Origin of the sequence: Catenuloplanes niger, assembly GCF_031458255.1 — a bacterium.
Taxonomy (GTDB): domain Bacteria; phylum Actinomycetota; class Actinomycetes; order Mycobacteriales; family Micromonosporaceae; genus Catenuloplanes; species Catenuloplanes niger.
Genome location: NZ_JAVDYC010000001.1, coordinates 1134953 through 1151751, shown reverse-complemented (window position 1 = coordinate 1151751; position 16799 = coordinate 1134953). Strand labels below are relative to the sequence as shown.

General features: G+C 71.4%; 15 protein-coding genes. 11 read left to right on the top strand and 4 right to left on the bottom strand.

The window, feature by feature from the left end; translation table 11 throughout:
- Nucleotides 1–26: 26 nt before the first annotated feature.
- Entirely contained in the window at nucleotides 27–1241 is a 1215-nt protein-coding gene (locus J2S44_RS05065) for a HAMP domain-containing sensor histidine kinase (protein WP_310409421.1), read from the bottom strand.
- Nucleotides 1238–1894 (bottom strand): response regulator transcription factor, encoded by a 657-nt coding sequence (locus tag J2S44_RS05060; RefSeq protein WP_310409419.1) that lies wholly within the window; start codon nucleotides 1892–1894, stop codon nucleotides 1238–1240. The genes J2S44_RS05065 and J2S44_RS05060 overlap by 4 nt, the downstream gene beginning before the upstream one ends.
- Nucleotides 1895–1981: 87 nt before the next feature.
- On the opposite strand from J2S44_RS05060, the gene J2S44_RS05055 reads away from it, so the two are divergent.
- From J2S44_RS05055 to J2S44_RS05035, 5 genes are all read left to right on the top strand, one after another.
- On the top strand, nucleotides 1982–2482 hold the full coding sequence (locus J2S44_RS05055; protein ID WP_310409417.1) for a hypothetical protein: 501 nt from the start codon (nucleotides 1982–1984) through the stop codon (nucleotides 2480–2482).
- Nucleotides 2479–3501, top strand: a complete 1023-nt coding sequence (locus tag J2S44_RS05050) for a peptidoglycan-binding protein (protein ID WP_310409415.1) — start codon at nucleotides 2479–2481, stop codon at nucleotides 3499–3501. The genes J2S44_RS05055 and J2S44_RS05050 overlap by 4 nt, the downstream gene beginning before the upstream one ends.
- Nucleotides 3502–3509: 8 nt before the next feature.
- Nucleotides 3510–4160: an ABC transporter ATP-binding protein gene (locus J2S44_RS05045; protein ID WP_310429480.1), complete on the top strand. Its 651-nt coding sequence runs from the start codon at nucleotides 3510–3512 to the stop codon at nucleotides 4158–4160.
- Between the two features lie 11 nt (nucleotides 4161–4171).
- On the top strand, nucleotides 4172–5344 hold the full coding sequence (locus J2S44_RS05040; protein ID WP_310429478.1) for an ABC transporter permease: 1173 nt from the start codon (nucleotides 4172–4174) through the stop codon (nucleotides 5342–5344).
- Between the two features lie 276 nt (nucleotides 5345–5620).
- Complete coding sequence (locus J2S44_RS05035; protein ID WP_445343969.1) at nucleotides 5621–6229, top strand: DUF6928 family protein; 609 nt, start codon at nucleotides 5621–5623, stop codon at nucleotides 6227–6229.
- Nucleotides 6230–6375: 146 nt separating this feature from the next.
- Here J2S44_RS05035 and J2S44_RS05030 read toward each other — a convergent pair whose 3' ends face one another.
- Entirely contained in the window at nucleotides 6376–7194 is an 819-nt protein-coding gene (locus J2S44_RS05030; protein WP_310409411.1) for a helix-turn-helix transcriptional regulator, read from the bottom strand.
- A gap of 24 nt (nucleotides 7195–7218) precedes the next feature.
- On the opposite strand from J2S44_RS05030, the gene J2S44_RS05025 reads away from it, so the two are divergent.
- The 4 genes from J2S44_RS05025 (at nucleotide 7219) to J2S44_RS05010 (ending at nucleotide 10899) form a co-directional block, all read left to right on the top strand.
- Entirely contained in the window at nucleotides 7219–7944 is a 726-nt protein-coding gene (locus tag J2S44_RS05025) for a siderophore-interacting protein (RefSeq protein ID WP_310409409.1), read from the top strand.
- Nucleotides 7945–8127: 183 nt separating this feature from the next.
- Complete coding sequence (locus J2S44_RS05020) at nucleotides 8128–8487, top strand: darcynin family protein (RefSeq protein WP_310409407.1); 360 nt, start codon at nucleotides 8128–8130, stop codon at nucleotides 8485–8487.
- 229 nt (nucleotides 8488–8716) lie between these two features.
- Nucleotides 8717–9706 (top strand): glycosyltransferase family 2 protein, encoded by a 990-nt coding sequence (locus J2S44_RS05015; protein ID WP_310409405.1) that lies wholly within the window; start codon nucleotides 8717–8719, stop codon nucleotides 9704–9706.
- Nucleotides 9703–10899: a mannosyltransferase family protein gene (locus tag J2S44_RS05010; protein WP_310409403.1), complete on the top strand. Its 1197-nt coding sequence runs from the start codon at nucleotides 9703–9705 to the stop codon at nucleotides 10897–10899. The genes J2S44_RS05015 and J2S44_RS05010 overlap by 4 nt, the downstream gene beginning before the upstream one ends.
- 150 nt (nucleotides 10900–11049) lie before the next feature.
- Here the strand turns inward: J2S44_RS05010 and J2S44_RS05005 are convergent, their stop codons facing one another.
- Nucleotides 11050–12021 (bottom strand): GlxA family transcriptional regulator, encoded by a 972-nt coding sequence (locus J2S44_RS05005; RefSeq protein WP_310409402.1) that lies wholly within the window; start codon nucleotides 12019–12021, stop codon nucleotides 11050–11052.
- A gap of 326 nt (nucleotides 12022–12347) precedes the next feature.
- On the opposite strand from J2S44_RS05005, the gene J2S44_RS05000 reads away from it, so the two are divergent.
- Entirely contained in the window at nucleotides 12348–13571 is a 1224-nt protein-coding gene (locus J2S44_RS05000) for a PQQ-dependent sugar dehydrogenase (RefSeq protein ID WP_310409400.1), read from the top strand.
- A 515-nt stretch (nucleotides 13572–14086) separates the two neighbouring features.
- Entirely contained in the window at nucleotides 14087–16789 is a 2703-nt protein-coding gene (locus tag J2S44_RS04995) for a DUF4132 domain-containing protein (RefSeq protein WP_310409398.1), read from the top strand.
- The last annotated feature ends 10 nt before the right edge of the window (nucleotides 16790–16799 follow it).

Below are 16799 nucleotides of genomic sequence, written 5' to 3'. Positions count from 1 at the left end.
CGGCCTGGAACAGCCGTGGCCGACCGTCATCGCGCCGGCGGGTCGTCGGCCGGTGCGCCAGGGCAACCGGGCAGACGCACTGCCACGACGAGGCCGCCGCCGGCACGCGGAGCGGCGGACCATGCGCCGTCGTGCGCGCTGACGACGGCGTCGACGATGGCCAGCCCCAGGCCGGATCCCTCGGCGCCGCGTGTGTGCCGTCCGCCGCGCTGAAACGCCTGCCGGAGCGTGGGAATGATGTCGGCGGGAACGACCGGTCCGGTGTTGGCGATCTCGAGGACGGCGGCACCGCCGACGGTGCGGGTGGAGAGCCAGACGGTGCCGCCGGGGATGTTGTGCCGGACCGCGTTCTCCACCAGGTTGCGGACGGCCAGGCCGATCAGGACCGGGTCGGCGGTCGTGGTGGCCGGGGCGAGCTCCGCGTGGATCACGGGGAGGCCCGCCGCGCGGATGAGCTCGGCGGCGGTGTCGGCCAGGTCGAGGCGGCGGGGAGCGGGAGGCTGCCGGAGGCGGGCGAGCGTCAGCAGGCTGGAGAGCAGGCGTTCGCTGCGGTGCGCGGCGGAGACGACGGTGGTCAGGGTCGCGCGGTACTCGTCCTCGGAGCGATGCGGCCGGGACAGCGCGCGTTCCGCGGCGGCCTGGATGATGGTCAGGGGCGTCCGCAGCTCGTGTGAGGCATTCGCGGCGAAGAGTTGCTGGGCCTGGAAGGCCGCGCCGAGTCGGTCGAGCATCGTGTTGAACGTCTCGGCCAGCGTGGACAGTTCATCGCGCGGGCCGGACGCCGTGATGCGCTCCTCGAGCGTCTCGTGCGACAGCCGGTCGGCGACCTCGGTGATGGTCCGCAACGGGCGCAGGGCGCGGCTCGCGACGATCCAGCACAGCAGCAGCGCGACGACCACGCTGATGGCGAAGACGATGCCGGACTGCAGCAGGATCGACCGTAGTGCCTCCTCGCGGGCACGGTCGATGGCCTCGTAGACGTGCGGTGCCCAGGCCACGTCCACCTGGCCGGCGGTGTCCGGCGGCGGGAGGTCCGACACGCGGGTGGCGGACGGCGCGACGGCCGGCGTCGCGGCGATCGCGCCGACCGTCGAGACCAGGTCCGCGTCGGCGGAGAACAGCGAGCGCCGGGCGAGAAGGTGGACCACGGACAGCAGGACACCGCCGGTGATCGCGGAGACGGCCGCGTAGGCGAGCGTCAGCCGGGTGCGGATGGAGAGCCGGTACGGGCGCACGGTCACGGCAGCCGGTAGCCACGGCCGATGACGGTCACGATCGGGTCGGGATCGCCGAGCTTCTGCCGCAGGGTCTTCAGCGTGGTCCGTACCGCGCCGGTGAACGGGTCGGTGTGCTCGTCCCACACGGTGTCGAGCAGCCGTTCCGCGCTGACCAGCTCACCCTCGGCCCACAACAGCGCGGCGAGCACGCCGAACTCCTTGCGGGTCAGGTGCAGGGACCGCTCACCGCGGCGCACCTCGTGCCGGCCGACGTCCATGGTGATCCCGGCCCGGCGCAGCACGGTCGGGCGGCGTGGCGGGGTACGCCGGCCGAGCGCGGTGACGCGCGCGACCAGTTCGATGAACGCGAACGGTTTCGGCAGGTAGTCGTCGGCGCCGATGGACAGACCCTCGACCCTGCTCTCCACCGCGCCGTCCGCGGTCAGCATCAGCACCCGGGCCGGGGAGCCCGCACGGACCAGGGCCCGGCACACGTCGTCGCCGTGCAGGATCGGCAGGTCCCGGTCGAGCACGATGACGTCCGGTGCGATCTGTCCGGCGCGTTCCAGCGCCTCGGCGCCGTCGCGGGTCACGTCGACCACGAGATCGTGCTCACGCAGCCCTTCCGCGATGATCTCCGCCAACGTCTCGTCGTCCTCCACCACCAGCACCCGCATGGTGGCTGATTCTCCTCCGGTGATGTGGCGTCCGTGTGAGCCGGTGGGACACCGGGATGTCACATCCGGCCCGGCACGGTGGCGGTCATGAGAAGACGACACCTCGCCGTACCGCTGCTGCTTCTGACTGTTGTCCTGAGCGGTTGTGGCGGTGGCCCGGACGAAGCCGCCGACGGTGACCATGAGAAGCAACTGGCATTCGCGCAGTGCATGCGGGACAACGGCGTGACCGAGTACGAGGATCCGAAGCCGGCCGGGAAGGGCGGCGTGGTCGCGGCGCAACCGGCGAGCCCGGATGATCCCGAGTTCAACGCCGCGGTGGAGAAGTGCCGGCCACTGCTGCCGAACGGCGGCGAGGCGGAGCCGATGTCCGAACAGGAGCGTGCGGAGGCGCTGACGTTCGCGGCGTGCATGCGCGAGCACGGCATCGAGGACTACCCCGACCCGGACGCGGAGGGCCGTCCCGGTGACTTCGACATGCCGGAGCCGGAGGACCCCGGGTACGAGGATGCGATGGAGCGGTTCACCACGGCCAGCGAGGCGTGTGGCGCACCGGCCGGTGCGGTCCGCGCGGTGCCCGGCAAATGAGCCGCACCCGGCGGTGGATCCTGGTGACCGGCATCCTGGTGGGTGCCGGTACGGGTGTGGTGCGCTATGTCCGCACCACGCAGCCGCGCGAGACGCCGGCGGCGCCGCGGGCGACGACCGAGGTCCGGCTCACGACGCTGGTCGAGGGACAGACGTTCAAGGGCCGGATCCGGTACGCCGAGGCGCCGCCCCTGCTCGGCCGGCTGACCGGCACCGTGACCTCACTGCCGAAGGTCGGTGCGGTCCTGAAGGCCGGTGACGAGGCCTACCGGGTCGATGACGTGCCGGTGATCCTGCTCGCCGGTGATACGCCCGCGTTCCGGGCGATGGTCCCCGGGATCAGCGGCCCCGACGTCCGGCAGCTGGAACGCGCGCTGACCGGGCTCGGCTACACCGGTTTCACCGCGGACGGCGTGTACCGGTACTCGACCGCCGAGGCGGTCAGGTCCTGGCAGAAGCGGCTGGGCGTCGCGCAGACCGGCACGGTGCCGCTCGGCCACGTCATCTTCACCACCGGGGAGGTACGGGTGGGCGAACACCGGGTCCGTGTCGGCGAGCAGGCCGGGCCGGCCCCACTGTACGAGGCGACCAGCACCGAGCGGCGGGTGACTTTCCCGATGGACCCCAAGCACCAGCGGCTGGCCCCGGTCGGCGGCCCGGCCACCGTGGTCCTCGCGGACGGCCGGGAGATAGCCGGCACCGTGGCCGCGGTGGAGAAGCCCGCCGAGGCCGGAAAGGACGCGACGGTCACCGTGAAGGCCACCGACCCCAAGGCGCTGGACACGCCGGAGGGCGATCCGGCCGATGTGCGGCTGGTCGTCCAGGAGCGCCGTGACGTGCTCGCCGTGCCGGTCGTCGCACTGCTGGCGCTGGACGGTGACCGCTACGGCGTGGAAGTCGTCGACGGGGACACGGTCACGCTCGTGCCGGTCGAGGTGGGGCTGTTCACGGACGGCAAGGTGGAGATCCGCGCGGCCGGGCTCGCCGCGGGCATGCGGGTCAGCGTGCCGGCGTCATGAGCACCGCGATGATCGAGCTGCGTGACGTGGTGAAGTCCTACGGTGCCGTCACCGCCCTGGCCGGTGTGACGGTCCGCGTCGAGCCCGGCGAGCTGACCGCGATCGTCGGCCCGTCCGGGTCCGGCAAGTCCACCATGCTGCATCTGGCCGGCACACTCGACCGGCCCACCAGCGGCAGCGTGCACGTCGCCGGCCATGAGGTGTCCGCACTGTCCGACCGGCAGCTGTCCGCGCTGCGCGCACAGCGGATCGGGTTCGTGTTCCAGCAGTTCCATCTCGCGCCGGGCGTCAGCGTGCGGGACAACGTGGCGGACGGTCTGCTCTACACGGGCCTGCCCCGGCGGGAACGGCAGGCACGGGCGGCCGGGGCACTCGGCGACGTCGGCCTCGCACACCGGCTGACGCACCGGCCGCACGAGCTGTCCGGCGGCGAACGGCAGCGGGTGGCGATCGCGCGCGCGGTCGCCGGCCACCCCTCGCTGCTCCTGGCGGACGAGCCGACCGGCAACCTGGACACCGCGTCCGGCGCGGAGGTGCTGCGGCTGCTGCGGGCGCTGCACGATACCGGCACCACCGTCGTGATCATCACGCACGACCGGGAGCTGGCCGCCGGCCTCCCCCGGGTGATCGCGATGCGGGACGGGCGGGTGACCACGTGAAACCGGCCCGGATGTCCCTGCCGGACGTGGCCCGGGTGGGCGCGGCCGGGCTCGTCACCCGCCCGCTGCGCGCATGCCTGGCCGCGGCCGGCATCGCGATCGGGGTCGCCGCCATGGTGGCCGTGGTCGGTATCTCCGCGTCGAGCCGCGCCGGCGTGGAGCGGGAGCTGGCCGCGATCGGCACGAACCTGCTCACGGCCGCGCCGGGCCAGACGTTCGGCGGCGAGGCCGCGCGACTGCCGGACGAGGCGGTCGAGATGGCCGGCCGGATCGACGGTGTCACCGGGGCGTCCGCGACCGGGCCGGTGGACGTGGCCGTCTACCGCTCCGACCTGATGCCGGTGGGGGAGACCAACGGCCTCGGGGTACGCGCCGCCCGCACCGACCTGCTCGGGCCCGTCGGCGGCGCGCTCGCCTACGGCTCCTGGCTCAACCAGGTGACGCTACGCGGCCCGGCGGTCGTGCTCGGCGCGGAGGCCGCCCGGCTGCTCGGCGTGCACCGGGTCGACACCGACGTGCGGCTCTGGCTCGGCAACCGATGGTTCGTCGTGGTCGGCGTGCTCCAGCCGATCCGGCTCGCGCCGGAGCTGGACACCGCGGTCCTGGTCGGCTGGTCGGCCGCCGAGACACTGCTCGGCTTCGACGGAGGCATCGGCACGGTCTACGTCCGTACCGACCCGGACCGGGTCACCGACGTACGGACGCTGCTCGCCCGCGCGGTCGCCCCGGCCCACCCCAACGAGGTCCTGGTCGAACGGCCGTCCGACGCGCTCCTCGCCCAGGCGGTCACCGATCGTGCGCTGACCGGGCTGCTGCTCGGGCTCGGCGCGGTCGCGCTGCTGGTCGGCGGCGTCGGCGTGGCCAACACGATGATCGTGTCGGTGCTCGAACGCAGGGCCGAGGTCGGGCTGCGCCGCGCACTCGGCGCCACCAGAGCGCAGATCCGCACCCAGTTCCTCGCGGAATCGCTGCTGCTGTCCGCGCTCGGCGGCGCGACCGGTCTACTCCTGGGCGCGGCGGTGACCGGGGCGTACGCCTGGTCCCGGGGCTGGCCCCCGGCCGTGCCCGCCTGGGCGCACGCCGCCGGTTTCGCGGTCACCGTGCTGATCGGCGGCGTGGCCGGCCTCTACCCCGCGGTGCGCGCAGCCCGCCTGCCACCGACAGAGGCGCTGAGCGCGCCGTAGCCGGATGCCGGCTATCGATGCCGGTATCGCACTGCCGATCCGAGGCGTGCTTGCCGTGCCGCCGTTGCCACGGCGCCACGGCAAGCACGCCCGGTCGCCGTGTTCGAGGACCTCATTCCCACCTACGACCTGCTGGCGTTCGCACGCGCGGACAACTGGTTTCGTTCGCGAGTTCATGGGCGCCGGATGTTCGCGACTCTCGGCACCACGTTGCTGTCGCCACCTGCCGAGACGGTCGCAAGAATCGGTCGGCCGTAGTCTGCGTGATCATCCCCGCTGGAGAAGGAGGTCCCATGGGCGCGAAGACTGCACTGCTCGCTTTCACGGGAGGCGATCTGCGCCCCGCTCTCCGGGGAGCGGTGCGAGCCGACCCCACCGTCGCAGCTACCCGCCCGTCTGCTTCGTGCCGCAGGCGACCGGCGCATCATCATGCACGGGATGCACTCGGCCTCTGACTGGCTGTGCTTTGCGGTGTGGGAGAGCGGTTCTCTGGTCCGCTCGCTCACCGTTTCCCCGGACGGCGGCATCGGGGAGAACATCGGCGCACCATACGACTTCGAGCATCCGTACTGGGCGGGCGAGCGGCCGGTCGAGTCGACGCTCTCCGGAGATCCGTACCCGCTGCCGTTTCATCCGCTGGAGTTGGGTCAGGACGCCTTACGCGCCTTGTTCGGTTTCATTCTGGAAGGCCGTCCGGATCCTGACGACGTCGACCCGTACGAGGTTCCCCTGCAAGGATTCCGGGTCGCTGACCCCACCGGCCACGAACAGGCCGAACGCGAGGCCCGCATGCAGCAGTTACTGCAACAGATGGGATCGCCTCGCCGCTACCGCATGATGCCCGACGGCACATTTCAGGAGATCGCCGACGCTTGTTCCTCGTAGACGTGGCCTCGACAAACCGCGGGACCTGCCGCCGATCGACGCGCGGCGCCCCAGCTCGCGGGGAGCGGCACCGGCTGGGAGGAGGATCAGCGGGCATAGGCGACCGGGCCGGCTTCCACGACGTGGTGCCGACCCCTGCGCACTGCTCATGCCGAGAAGGGTTTCGCAGCGTCTCGCTTCACCCCGAGCCGGGGCTCGGTGGTGAGGTAGGTACCGGGCGTCTGGCCGGTCACCCGCTGGAAGACCGCGATGAACGCACTCGTCTTCCGATAGCCGACCTGCCGCGCCGTCGCCCCGACCGGCGTGCCCGTCGAGAGCTTCTGGATCGCCGCGCGGATCCGCACCCGGGTGCGCCACTCGGCGAAGCTCAGCCCGGTCTCGGAACGGAACAGCCGCGTCAGCGTCCGCACGCTGGCGTGCGCGAGGTCTGCCCAGTCCGCCAGTTCCCGCTGGTCGGACGGTGTCGTCAGGAGCTGTTCGGCGATCATCCGCAGACGCTGGTCGGTTGGCATCGCGATCGCGATGTCGTGAGCCGGACACGGGGTGATCAGGTGGAGCATCAGCGATTCGGCGGCCGGCCGGGCTGGATCGACCGGGTCCGCATCGAGCACGTAGGCCAGTAACTCGCGCAGCAGCGGGGTGACCCGTACCCCCGTGACCGACGTCCAGGCGATGGGGCACCGCCCGGGGTTCATGGCCATGAGTCCACCCTCTCCGGGATGCCGGACGGCGCCCGCGTGCGGGACGTGGGCGGGGATCCAGATCCCGTATCCGGGCGGCAACAGCCAGTCGCGGGACTCGGTCGTCACCGTTACCGTCGCGGTGATCGTCCACAGGAACTCTGGTCCGGCGTGGGTGTGGGTCTCGCGGACATCTGGTTGCCCGTTCTCGTACGACGAGCCGCGCTCGATCGTGAGGATCGGCGAGCTGTCCGGTGCGGGGTATTGGATGTCTCCTATGCGCATCCGGGCCACTCTAACGTCGGACCCATGATCACCAAGTCCCCGAAGAGGGGGATCGCCGACCGGATCCTGATGCTGCGTCATGTCACCGCGACCGAGGTGGAGCGGCTTCGGCCGAGAATCCTGCGAGTACGGCTCAGCGGCCCGCAGATCACGCAGGTCAGGCCGGGGCAGCACATCCGGGTGAAGGTCCGCGGGGACGGCGTGGTGCTACGCACCTACACGGTCGCCGACATCAACCTCCGCCAGCAGTGGCTCGACCTGTGGATCTACCAACGGAGCGACGAGAGCACCCCCGGCCTGGACTGGAGCCGAACCGTCGCCCCGGGCGATCCTGTGACGTTCATGGGTCCCTCCGGTCGCCTTGTGGTCCAGCCGGACGCGCCTTACCACCTCGTCGTCGGCGAGGAGACCGCACAGGTCGCGTTCGCCGCGATCCTCGGCGCGACAAAGCCTGGCGCGGACGTGCGAGGAGTTGTCGAGGTGTCCACCCCGGATGAGCGTGTCGACTTTCCCCGGGCCGACGAGCTCACCTGGACCTACCGCGGTGACGCCCCGGCGGCGGAGTCGGCCGGCCTGCTCGAAGCGGTCCGCGCGCTGCCGCTCCCGTCCGTCCCCGGCGTGGCGTACCTCGCCGGGGAGGCTAAGACCATCGCCGCCATCCGGACCCACTTGGTCGCCGAACGACGCTGGTCTCGCCGCTCGGTGCTCACCAAACCGTTCTGGACACCCGGCCGCAAGGGCCTCGACTAGTGCGGCGACGGCAGCCAGCGTGCGCAGCCTCTGCCTTGGTCATAGTCACAGCGGCTGCGGGAATCCGCGCGCGAGCCCCCTGACTGGCACCCGGCCGGCCTCAGCTCGGCCGGAACGCCCTGTGTGCGGGGCCTGCGGCACCGCATCGCGACCACCGATCAGCACCCTGCGAGGAGATCCTCCATGTCCGACTTCGAGCCCGCCGTGACGGCGTTCATCCTCCTCAAGACCAATCGCGCCTGGTTGGAACTGTCCGTACCGGAGCGTGTCGCCGCCTTCCGGGAAAGCGTTCTGCCCGCCATCGAGGACAAGGCCAAGGACGTACGTTGGCGCTACTATGACACCGAGTTCTACACGGCCCGCGTGACCGACATCTGGGTCTGGGAGGCCCGTGACCACGATGCTTTCCAACTGGTCATCGAGGCGTTACGCGAGACGCCGTTCTGGGACCACTACTTCGAGGTCGTCGAAATCCTGGTGGGCGTCGAGAACGGCTACGCCAAGCACTACGGCGCCGACCTTCCAATGACCGTCAACGCCTGAGCGTCGCCTGGCGGTCGCCTTCCGCCGCCCGGGGTAGGCGACCACCGGGCGAACCGCGATGCCACTCCGTCCGCGTGTTACCCCAGCAAGATCTGTGACCCGTCCGTAAACGGCAGGCCGGCACCGTCACGATCTCCGGTGCCGGGCCCTCCTGGACGTCCCACCGGGCCGAGCCGGTTCACCGGTCACGCTTATCCGGCGCTTATGGGGGTTTCGCCACTCTGTCCCGGTGACGATCGACGAGGGGTGCGGCGGGATGTACCCGAGACTGTCAGTGGTGGTCCCCGTGTTCAACGAGGAGGACGTGCTGCCGTTGTTCGCCGAGCGGCTGCGCCCGGTGCTCGACGGGCTGCTCGTGACGTACGAGGTGGTGGCCGTCGACGACGGCAGCCGGGACGCGACACCGGTGGTGCTGGAGACGATGCGCCGCCGCTGGCCGCAGCTCCGGGTCGTCCGTCTGCGCCGTAACGCCGGGCATCAGAACGCCCTCACCGCCGGTCTGCACCGGGCACGCGGCGAGTACGTGGTGAGCATCGACGTCGACCTGCAGGACCCGCCGGAGGTCATCGCCCGGATGCTCGCCGTGGCCGAGGGCGGAGGGCTCGACGTCGTCTACGGCGTACGCGCCGATCGTGGCACCGACAGCCTGTTCAAGCGCTGGACCGCCGAGTCGTACTACCGGCTGATGCGGCGGCTGACCGGCAGCGCCGTGCCGCACAACGCCGGCGACTTCCGGATGCTCAGCCGCAACGCCGTGAACGCCCTGCTGGACCTGCCGGAGGACCGGCCGGTCTACCGGCTGCTCGTTCCGTGGCTGGGCCTGCCGAGCGGCGAGGTGCCGTACGCCCGCGCGGAGCGTGCCGCCGGCCGGTCCAAGTATCCGCTGGCCAAGATGGCCCGGCTGGCGTTCGACAGCGTCACCGGGTTCTCGGCCGCGCCACTGCGGGTCGCGACCTGGCTGGGCTGCGTGGGCATCGCGCTCTGCTTCGTCATGGGCGGGGCGGTCCTGGCCGCCTACCTGTGGGGGAGCGTCGTGCCGGGCTGGACGTCGATGTTCGTGGCGCTGGTGTTCCTCGGCGCGCTGCAACTGTTGTGCCTCGGGCTGCTCGGCGAGTACGTGGCGCGCGTGTTCACATCGATGCAGAACCGCCCGGCGTACGTCGTGACCTTCGACTCCGCCGCGCCGAGCACCCGCCGGCCGGTCCGGGTGCCGTCGTGACCGCGACGGCCACCGAGGAACTCACCGTACCGTCCGGGTCCGTCACGCCGGTCCACCGGCCGTGGCGCGCGGCGCTGCTGGCCGCGTTCGCGGTGTGGTCGGCCGCGGTCGCCGTCCACCTCCTGGTGAGCGCGCTCGCGTGGATGACCTACCGGGCCCGTACCCCGGCCCCGGCGCTGTCGTCGATCCTGTTGGACTGGAACCGCTGGGATGCCGGCCACTACGTCGCGATCGCCCAGCACGGCTACCACCTCGGGCCGGGCTTCCCGGCGTTCTTCCCGCTCTACCCGGTCCTGATCCGTGTCTTCGACCCGGTGCTGCCGGGGGACGGCGTGATCAGCGCCCTGGTGGTGGCGAACGCCGCCGCGTACGGCGCCCTGGTCATGCTGCACCGGCTGGCCGACCACGAGTTCGGGCCGCGGGTCGCGCAGCGCGCCGCCTGGTACCTGGCTTTCTTCCCGATGGGGTTCTTCCTGTTCCTGGGCTACAACGAGTCGCTGTTCATGCTGCTGGCGATCGGGGCGCTCTACGCGGGCCGGCGCGGGCACTGGTGGCTGGCCGGAACGTTGGGCGCCCTGTCCTCGGCCACCCGGCTGTTCGGCCTGCTGCTGATCCTCCCGCTGGCGGTCGAGTACCTGCGGCAGATCGGCTGGCGGCCACGCGCGATCCGGCTCGACGTGCTGTCGCTGGCCATGGTGCCGCTCGGGGTGGCCGCGTACAGCGTCTACTGCCTGATCGAGTTGGGTGATCCGCTGCAGTTCAGCATCGCCCAGGACCAGTGGGGCCGCCGCTACACCCTGCCGGGCGGGGCGTGGCTCACCTCGGTCGGGCAGATCGCCGGGCACGGTCCCCTCGACCCGGTCACCCTGGGTGCGGTGCTGGAGGCCGGCACCGTCCTGCTCGCGGTGATCCTGCTGATCCTCTGCGTGCGCGGACCGTTCCGGTTCCGGCGCGACCAGGTGTACCTGGTGGTGCAGGCCGGCATCACGCTCGTCATGCTGACGTCGACCGAGGTCGGGGGCCGGGCGATGCAGTCGTCGGCGCGCTACGTCATGGAGGCGGTGGCGATCTTTTTCGTCCTGGCGCGGATGGGCGCGGATCAGACGGTCGACCGCACCGTGCTGGTGATCGGTGCCGCCCTGCAGGCCGTGTTCCTCGCCGTCTTCATGGCCGGTACGTTCCTGGTGGCTTGACGTGGGCGCGGTGCCGCGTGCCGACGCCGTCATCGGGTGAGCCGTTGAGGGGCACGGTCGGCGAGGATCGTCATCGTGCAGCTCTGCCTGATCGCTCGGGTACGTGCGGTCTCTGTGCTGCGGTGAGAGGTCCGGGCAGCTACGGCGGATTTACGGCCGGTGGTGGCGGAAGGTGTGCCGGTAGTCGCGCGGTGGCACGCCGCGGTGCTGGACGAACTGGTCGCGCAGGGCGGCCGCGCTGGCGTAACCGACGCGGTGGGCGATCTGCTCGACGGGCAGCTCGGTGGTCTCGAGCAGTTCCTCGGCGTTGTGCAGGCGCTGAGTGGTCAGCCAGGCCTGCGGTGACGTTCCGGTCGCCCGCCGGAACCGGCGCAGGAACGTGCGGCGGCTGGTCATCGCCCGGGCCGCGAGCTGGTCCACCGAGAGCCGCCGGTGGAGGTTTTCCCGGGCCCAGCCGAGCACCTCGTCGAGCGAATCGTCGCCGCCGGGTGGTACCGGGGTGTCGAGGTACTGGGCCTGGCCGCCGGCCCGGTGCGGTGGGGTGACCAGGTTCCGGGCGATCCGGTTGGCGACCGCCGCGCCGTGGTGGGTTCGCAGCAGGTGCAGGCTCAGGTCGAAGCCCGCGGTGGCACCGGCCCCGGTGGAGACCTGGCCGTGATCTATGTACAGCGCGTCGCGGCGGACCGTGACCTCGGGGTATGCGGCGGCCATCTCGTCGGCGTACTGCCAGTGGGTGGTCGCGTCCAGCCCGTCGAGGAGACCGGCGGCGGCCAGCAGGAACGACCCGACACAGTGGCCGGCCACGATCGCTCCACGCCGGTGCGCGGCCCGCAACGCGTTCAGCAGGTCGTCGTCGCGGTCCTGGCGGAACCCGGTCCCGGGCAGCACCATGATCAGCTCAGCGGTGCCGAACGCGTCCAGGTCACGATCGATATGCAGCGGTACGCCGCTGTCGGTGCGCAGCACGCCGGTGCGTCGGGCGCAGATCGTCAGGTCGAAGACCGGAAGGCCGGGACGGAGATCGAAGACGCCGTTCGCGGCGAAGACCCCGGTCACCACGCCGAGGCCCAGGCCGGTCACGCCCGGTGGGGCGTAGGCGACGACACGACTGAATGCGCTCACCGTCGCATATTGGCACGAAACCCGCGATCGATGGCCCTCGCGCCGCTGTTGTGCCGACGACGGGAGCGCCAAGATCGGAGTACCGCGACGATCGGCGGAGAGCGCACGGTGCTCACACGTGTGGTCCGCGGCCGCGACCGCTGACACCGCGGCGGTGCATCGCCACCATGCCGGTGGGGTTACGGGGAAACGGGGGCCGGCATGGTGGCGAACGGCGGCCGTTCTCGCGGGCGGGCGTGTGGCCGAGGTGGGCGGCCGGCCCGTCTTTGACATAGACGTTATTCGATGTAGCGTGGGGTCCTCTGCATACTCATCGAGGAGCCGCCATGTCACGACGGAGTCGCCGCCCGGCCACCGTGCTGTCCGGCCTGCTCGCCCTGGTGCTGACCGCGCTGGTGCTGCCCTCGGCGTCGGCCGCCGGCACCGCAGCGGCCGACGCCCCGCCCGATCGTGCGGCGCCGCTCACGGAGCTGACCGTGGTCTCCGAACAGGTGGCCTCCGGCCTGCGGCGCCCGATCGCGATCACCGGGCTGCCGGACGGGCGGATGCTGATCGCGGAGAAGAACGGCACCGTCCGCGCCTACCATCCCGACACCGGGCTGGCCGCCGACCCGGTGCTCGACCTGACCGCCCGGGTCGACACGTCGAACAACGAGCGCGGCCTCCTCGGCATCACCCCCGCGCCGACCTTCGCGCGCACCGGGATCGTCTACGTGGCCTACACGAGCCTGCCGGCCGGCGCGCTGACGCTCGCGCGCGTGCCGCTCGGTGCCCCGGACCGGTTGCAGGTGCTGCTCACCCAGGAACATGCCGAGTACGGCAACCACAACGGTGGGCAGGTGGCGTTCGGCCGCGACGGCTACCTCTACTGGTCCACCGGCGACGGCGGTCACTCGAACGACCCGTACAAGGCCGGTCAGGACCTCGGCACGCTGCTCGGCAAGATCGTGCGGATCGACGTCAGCCGGGCGTGCGGGGCGAAGGCCTACTGCGTTCCCGGCGACAACCCGTTCGTGCGTACGCCGGGCGCGCGGCCGGAGATCTGGCTCTACGGACTGCGCAACCCGTGGCGCTTCTCCGTCGACCCGGTCGACGGCTCGCTCTGGATCGGCGACGTCGGCCAGGGCCTGGTCGAGGAGATCAACCACGTCCGCCCCTGGCAGGGCGGGGCGAACCTGGGCTGGTCCTGCCGGGAGGGTACCCCGATCTTCGACCCGGAGCAGTGCCGGCCGGGCGTGCGGTACACCGACCCGGTCTTCGAGTACGACCACTTGAACGACAACTGCTCAGTGACCGGCGGCGTGGTCTACCGGGGTTCCCGGACCCCCGAGGCGCGGGGTACGTACATCGCGAGCGACTACTGCTCGACCCGCGTGTTCGCGGTGCGCCCCAGGGCCGGCGGCGGCTACGACTCCGCCGTCATCGGCAGTCTCCGCACCCAGCCCACCGCCATCGCCGCCGACGTGTCCGGTGAGCTGTACTCCCTCAGCGACCTGCCGGGCTGGCTGAACAAGGTGAGCTTCGTGCACGTCCCGCCCGCCGCCGGCTGACCCGGAGACCCGCACCGCCACCGCCACCGCCACCGCGTCGACGTCGACGCGGTGGCGGTAGTCGTTGGCCGGGCTGCCTTTTGCACTCTTGATGTGGTCGTCGGCGTCGCGCTGCCGACGCAATATCGGGGGCATTCGTTGACTCGGGTCCACGTCGCACCCAGACTCGTCAGGGCCGCGACCCGTGCGATGTCCACCTTCTTCGACGAGGTCCGGACCGAGCCGCGAGTCGCCGGCCGTAATCGACGCCGCGACGGCCCGCTACCGCCGGCGCTGCGCGGCTGGCCAGGGCGATTTGCGCCTCCGGCGGTTCCGGTCAAGGGGGGATGAGGAGATTCGCCGCTGTCCGGACGGTCCTGGCCGCGGATCGGCGAAATCCTCCACCCCCGCCGCCACGGCCATGCCGTGGTCTACACATTCACGCTCCGAATGGAGACCGGCGTGCACCGGGTGTGCGCCGCGGACCCATTGCATTGATGAGGAAGAGATCGATTGAACGAGCTGGAGAGTCGCTGATGGGGACGCAGCAGGACGAGTCAGGACTCGACGCGGAACTGACCCTGCAAGGGGTAGCCGGCTCGATCCGGTACAGCCTGGAGAACTGGCCCACCAGGGAGGTGGACGAACACGAGCTGCAGGGCTTCATCAGGCAGGTGGCCCTGGTGTACGTCTGGACGCCGGCCGACCGGCGCGCGGCGCTCCTTGCCGCGTTCGCCGATCCGCAAGCGCCGATCCCGCTTCTTCCCGAGCAGCGCCGCGCGTTGCCCGCGGCCGTCGAGCGTGCGGAACGACTCGCCGCCCCCGTGGCGTTGCTCGAGGGATCCGACGCGGATCACGACCAGCGGGTGGCGGCGGCACGGGAGATGATCCGCTCCCTGCAGGACGCTCGGCGGGAGACCGTCTACGGCCCCGACCGAGGCCCATGGCCGTCCGCCGTGGACGCCATGCGTACCCAGGCGATCGGTGTGCTGCGCACGCAGCCGGCCGGTGTGCGTCAGGTGCTGTTCGACGAGTGGACCGCCGCGGCGTTCTCGACGTACGGCGCAGGCCCGTACGACGACCTAGCCTTGCACATGCTGGGCGGCGACGTGGACGGCACCGCCTGGCTGGACGCGGTGGGCGGCTTCCACTCCCACGGCGCTGAGGGCCTGACATGGGAACTCGTCGAGGCGGAGCATGCCGCCGGGCGAACGCACTCCTGGGCGCTCGCCGTCCGGCGGCGGGCGCAGATCGAGGACTACCGCGACCTTGACGTGTACGCGACGTGGTGGCCGGTTCCGAATCCGGGTGAACCGTGGGCCGAACGCGCCGTCGCCGAGGTCGAGGGGATGCCCGCGGAGCGCCGATCCGCCTGGCACGCGTTGCTCTCGCACTGTGTGCCGGCCGTGGACTCCACGCGCCCGTCCGCCCTCTGGCGCAAGCAGGTGAGACCGCTGCTCGACGCGGTCGGCACGGAGGAGTTCGCGGCCCGGGTCGACGGCTGGCTCGAGCTGGTGGGCGCGCCACGCACCCGGCCGCTGTACGACCCTGGACCCAGGGGCGGGTGCGGGTGCGGGTGCGAGCCCGGGCGCGTCAGAACGCTGAGGAAGGCACGCTCGCCACGGCATTTCGACCGCTACAACGTACGGTTGCTGGCCGGTTTGCTGTGGGCACGCGCGCTGTGCCCGCCGTCGGAGGAGTTGCTGCGACACCTCGGCCGGATCGCGGAGCGCGCCACTGCGATGATCTCCGGTCACGGGGCGGCCAGCCCGAAACTGGCGAACGCGGCGGTCGCGGTGCTCGCCGGCACCGATCATCCGGTGGCGGTCGCGCAGCTGGCCCGCCTGGCTTCGCGGGTGAAGTACAAGGGCACGCTCCGGCTGATCGAGAAGGGTCTGGACGCGCGGGCGACCGCGCTCGGCATCCCGCGGGAGGACGTCGAGGAGATGGCGCTGCCGGGGTACGGGCTGCCGCTGGCGGACAGCCTCGGTGACTGCTCCTACGAGGTCGCGCTCCACGGCATGAACGCGACGATGACCTGGCGTAACGCGAACGGTAAGCCGGTCAAGGCCGTTCCGGCGCAGGTGCGCGCCGAGTTCGGCGAGGAGCTGAAGGAGCTGAAGGCGACCGTCAAGGACATCGGCGCCACCCTGATCGCCACCCGGGACCGGCTCGAAGGACTGCTGCGGCGCGATCGGAGGTGGACCGCCGGAGCATGGCGGGAGCGGCTGCTGGACCATCCGCTGGCCCGGGTGCTGGCCCGCCGGCTGATCTGGACGGTGGACGGCGTCGCGGTCTGCTGGGCCGGTGACACCCTGCGCACGGTGGACGACACCGCGCTGGTGCCCGGGGACGACGCCGAGGTCCGGCTCTGGCACCCGGTGGTCGAGGAGGCCCCCGTGGTGGCGGCGTGGCGGGAGTTCCTGGTCCGGCACGAGATCACCCAGCCGTTCAAGCAGGCGCACCGCGAGCAGTACCTGCTCACCGACGCGGAGCGGGCCACCGGCACCTATTCCAACCGGTTCGCCGCGCACGTCGTGCTGCAGCACCGCCTGCACGCGGTGATGTCCCGGCGCGGCTGGTGGTACGAGCTGTGGCGCAACGATCCGTACTCGAAGGAACATCCGCATCTGAAGCTGCCGGACCTGGCGTTGCGCGCCGAGCTGACCCTGGCCGGCATGGACGTGCGGGAATCCGACGACATCACGTTCGACACCATGGTGACCGATCAGTTGCTGTTCCTGCCGAGCGTGCCGTTGGAGCGGATCCCGGCCGTCGTGCTGAGTGAGGTGATGCGCGACGTCGACCTGTTCGTGGCCGTGGCGGGCGTGGGCAGCGACCCGGACTGGTTCGACGGCGGGCCGCACGGCCGGTACCGGGAGTACTGGACGCGCAGCAGCTTCGGCGAACTGGCGCCGTCCGGGACCATGCGCCGGGAGGTGCTGGCCGGGCTGATCCCGCAACTGGCGATCGCGGATCGGTGCACGCTCGGTGAGCGGTTCCTCGAGGTTCGCGGAAGCCTCCACACGTACCGCATCCATTACGGCTCGGGCAACATCCTGATCGCTCCGGACGACCGCTACCTGTGCATCATCCCGGCATCGGCGAAACGCGCGGCGGAACCGGACCTGTACCTGCCGTTCGAGGGGGACAGCCGGCTCTCCGAGATCATCAGCAAGGCACTGTTGCTGGCCGCGGACGAGAAGATCGAAGATCAGGTCATCCTGCATCAGCTGTGAGCCATGGTCG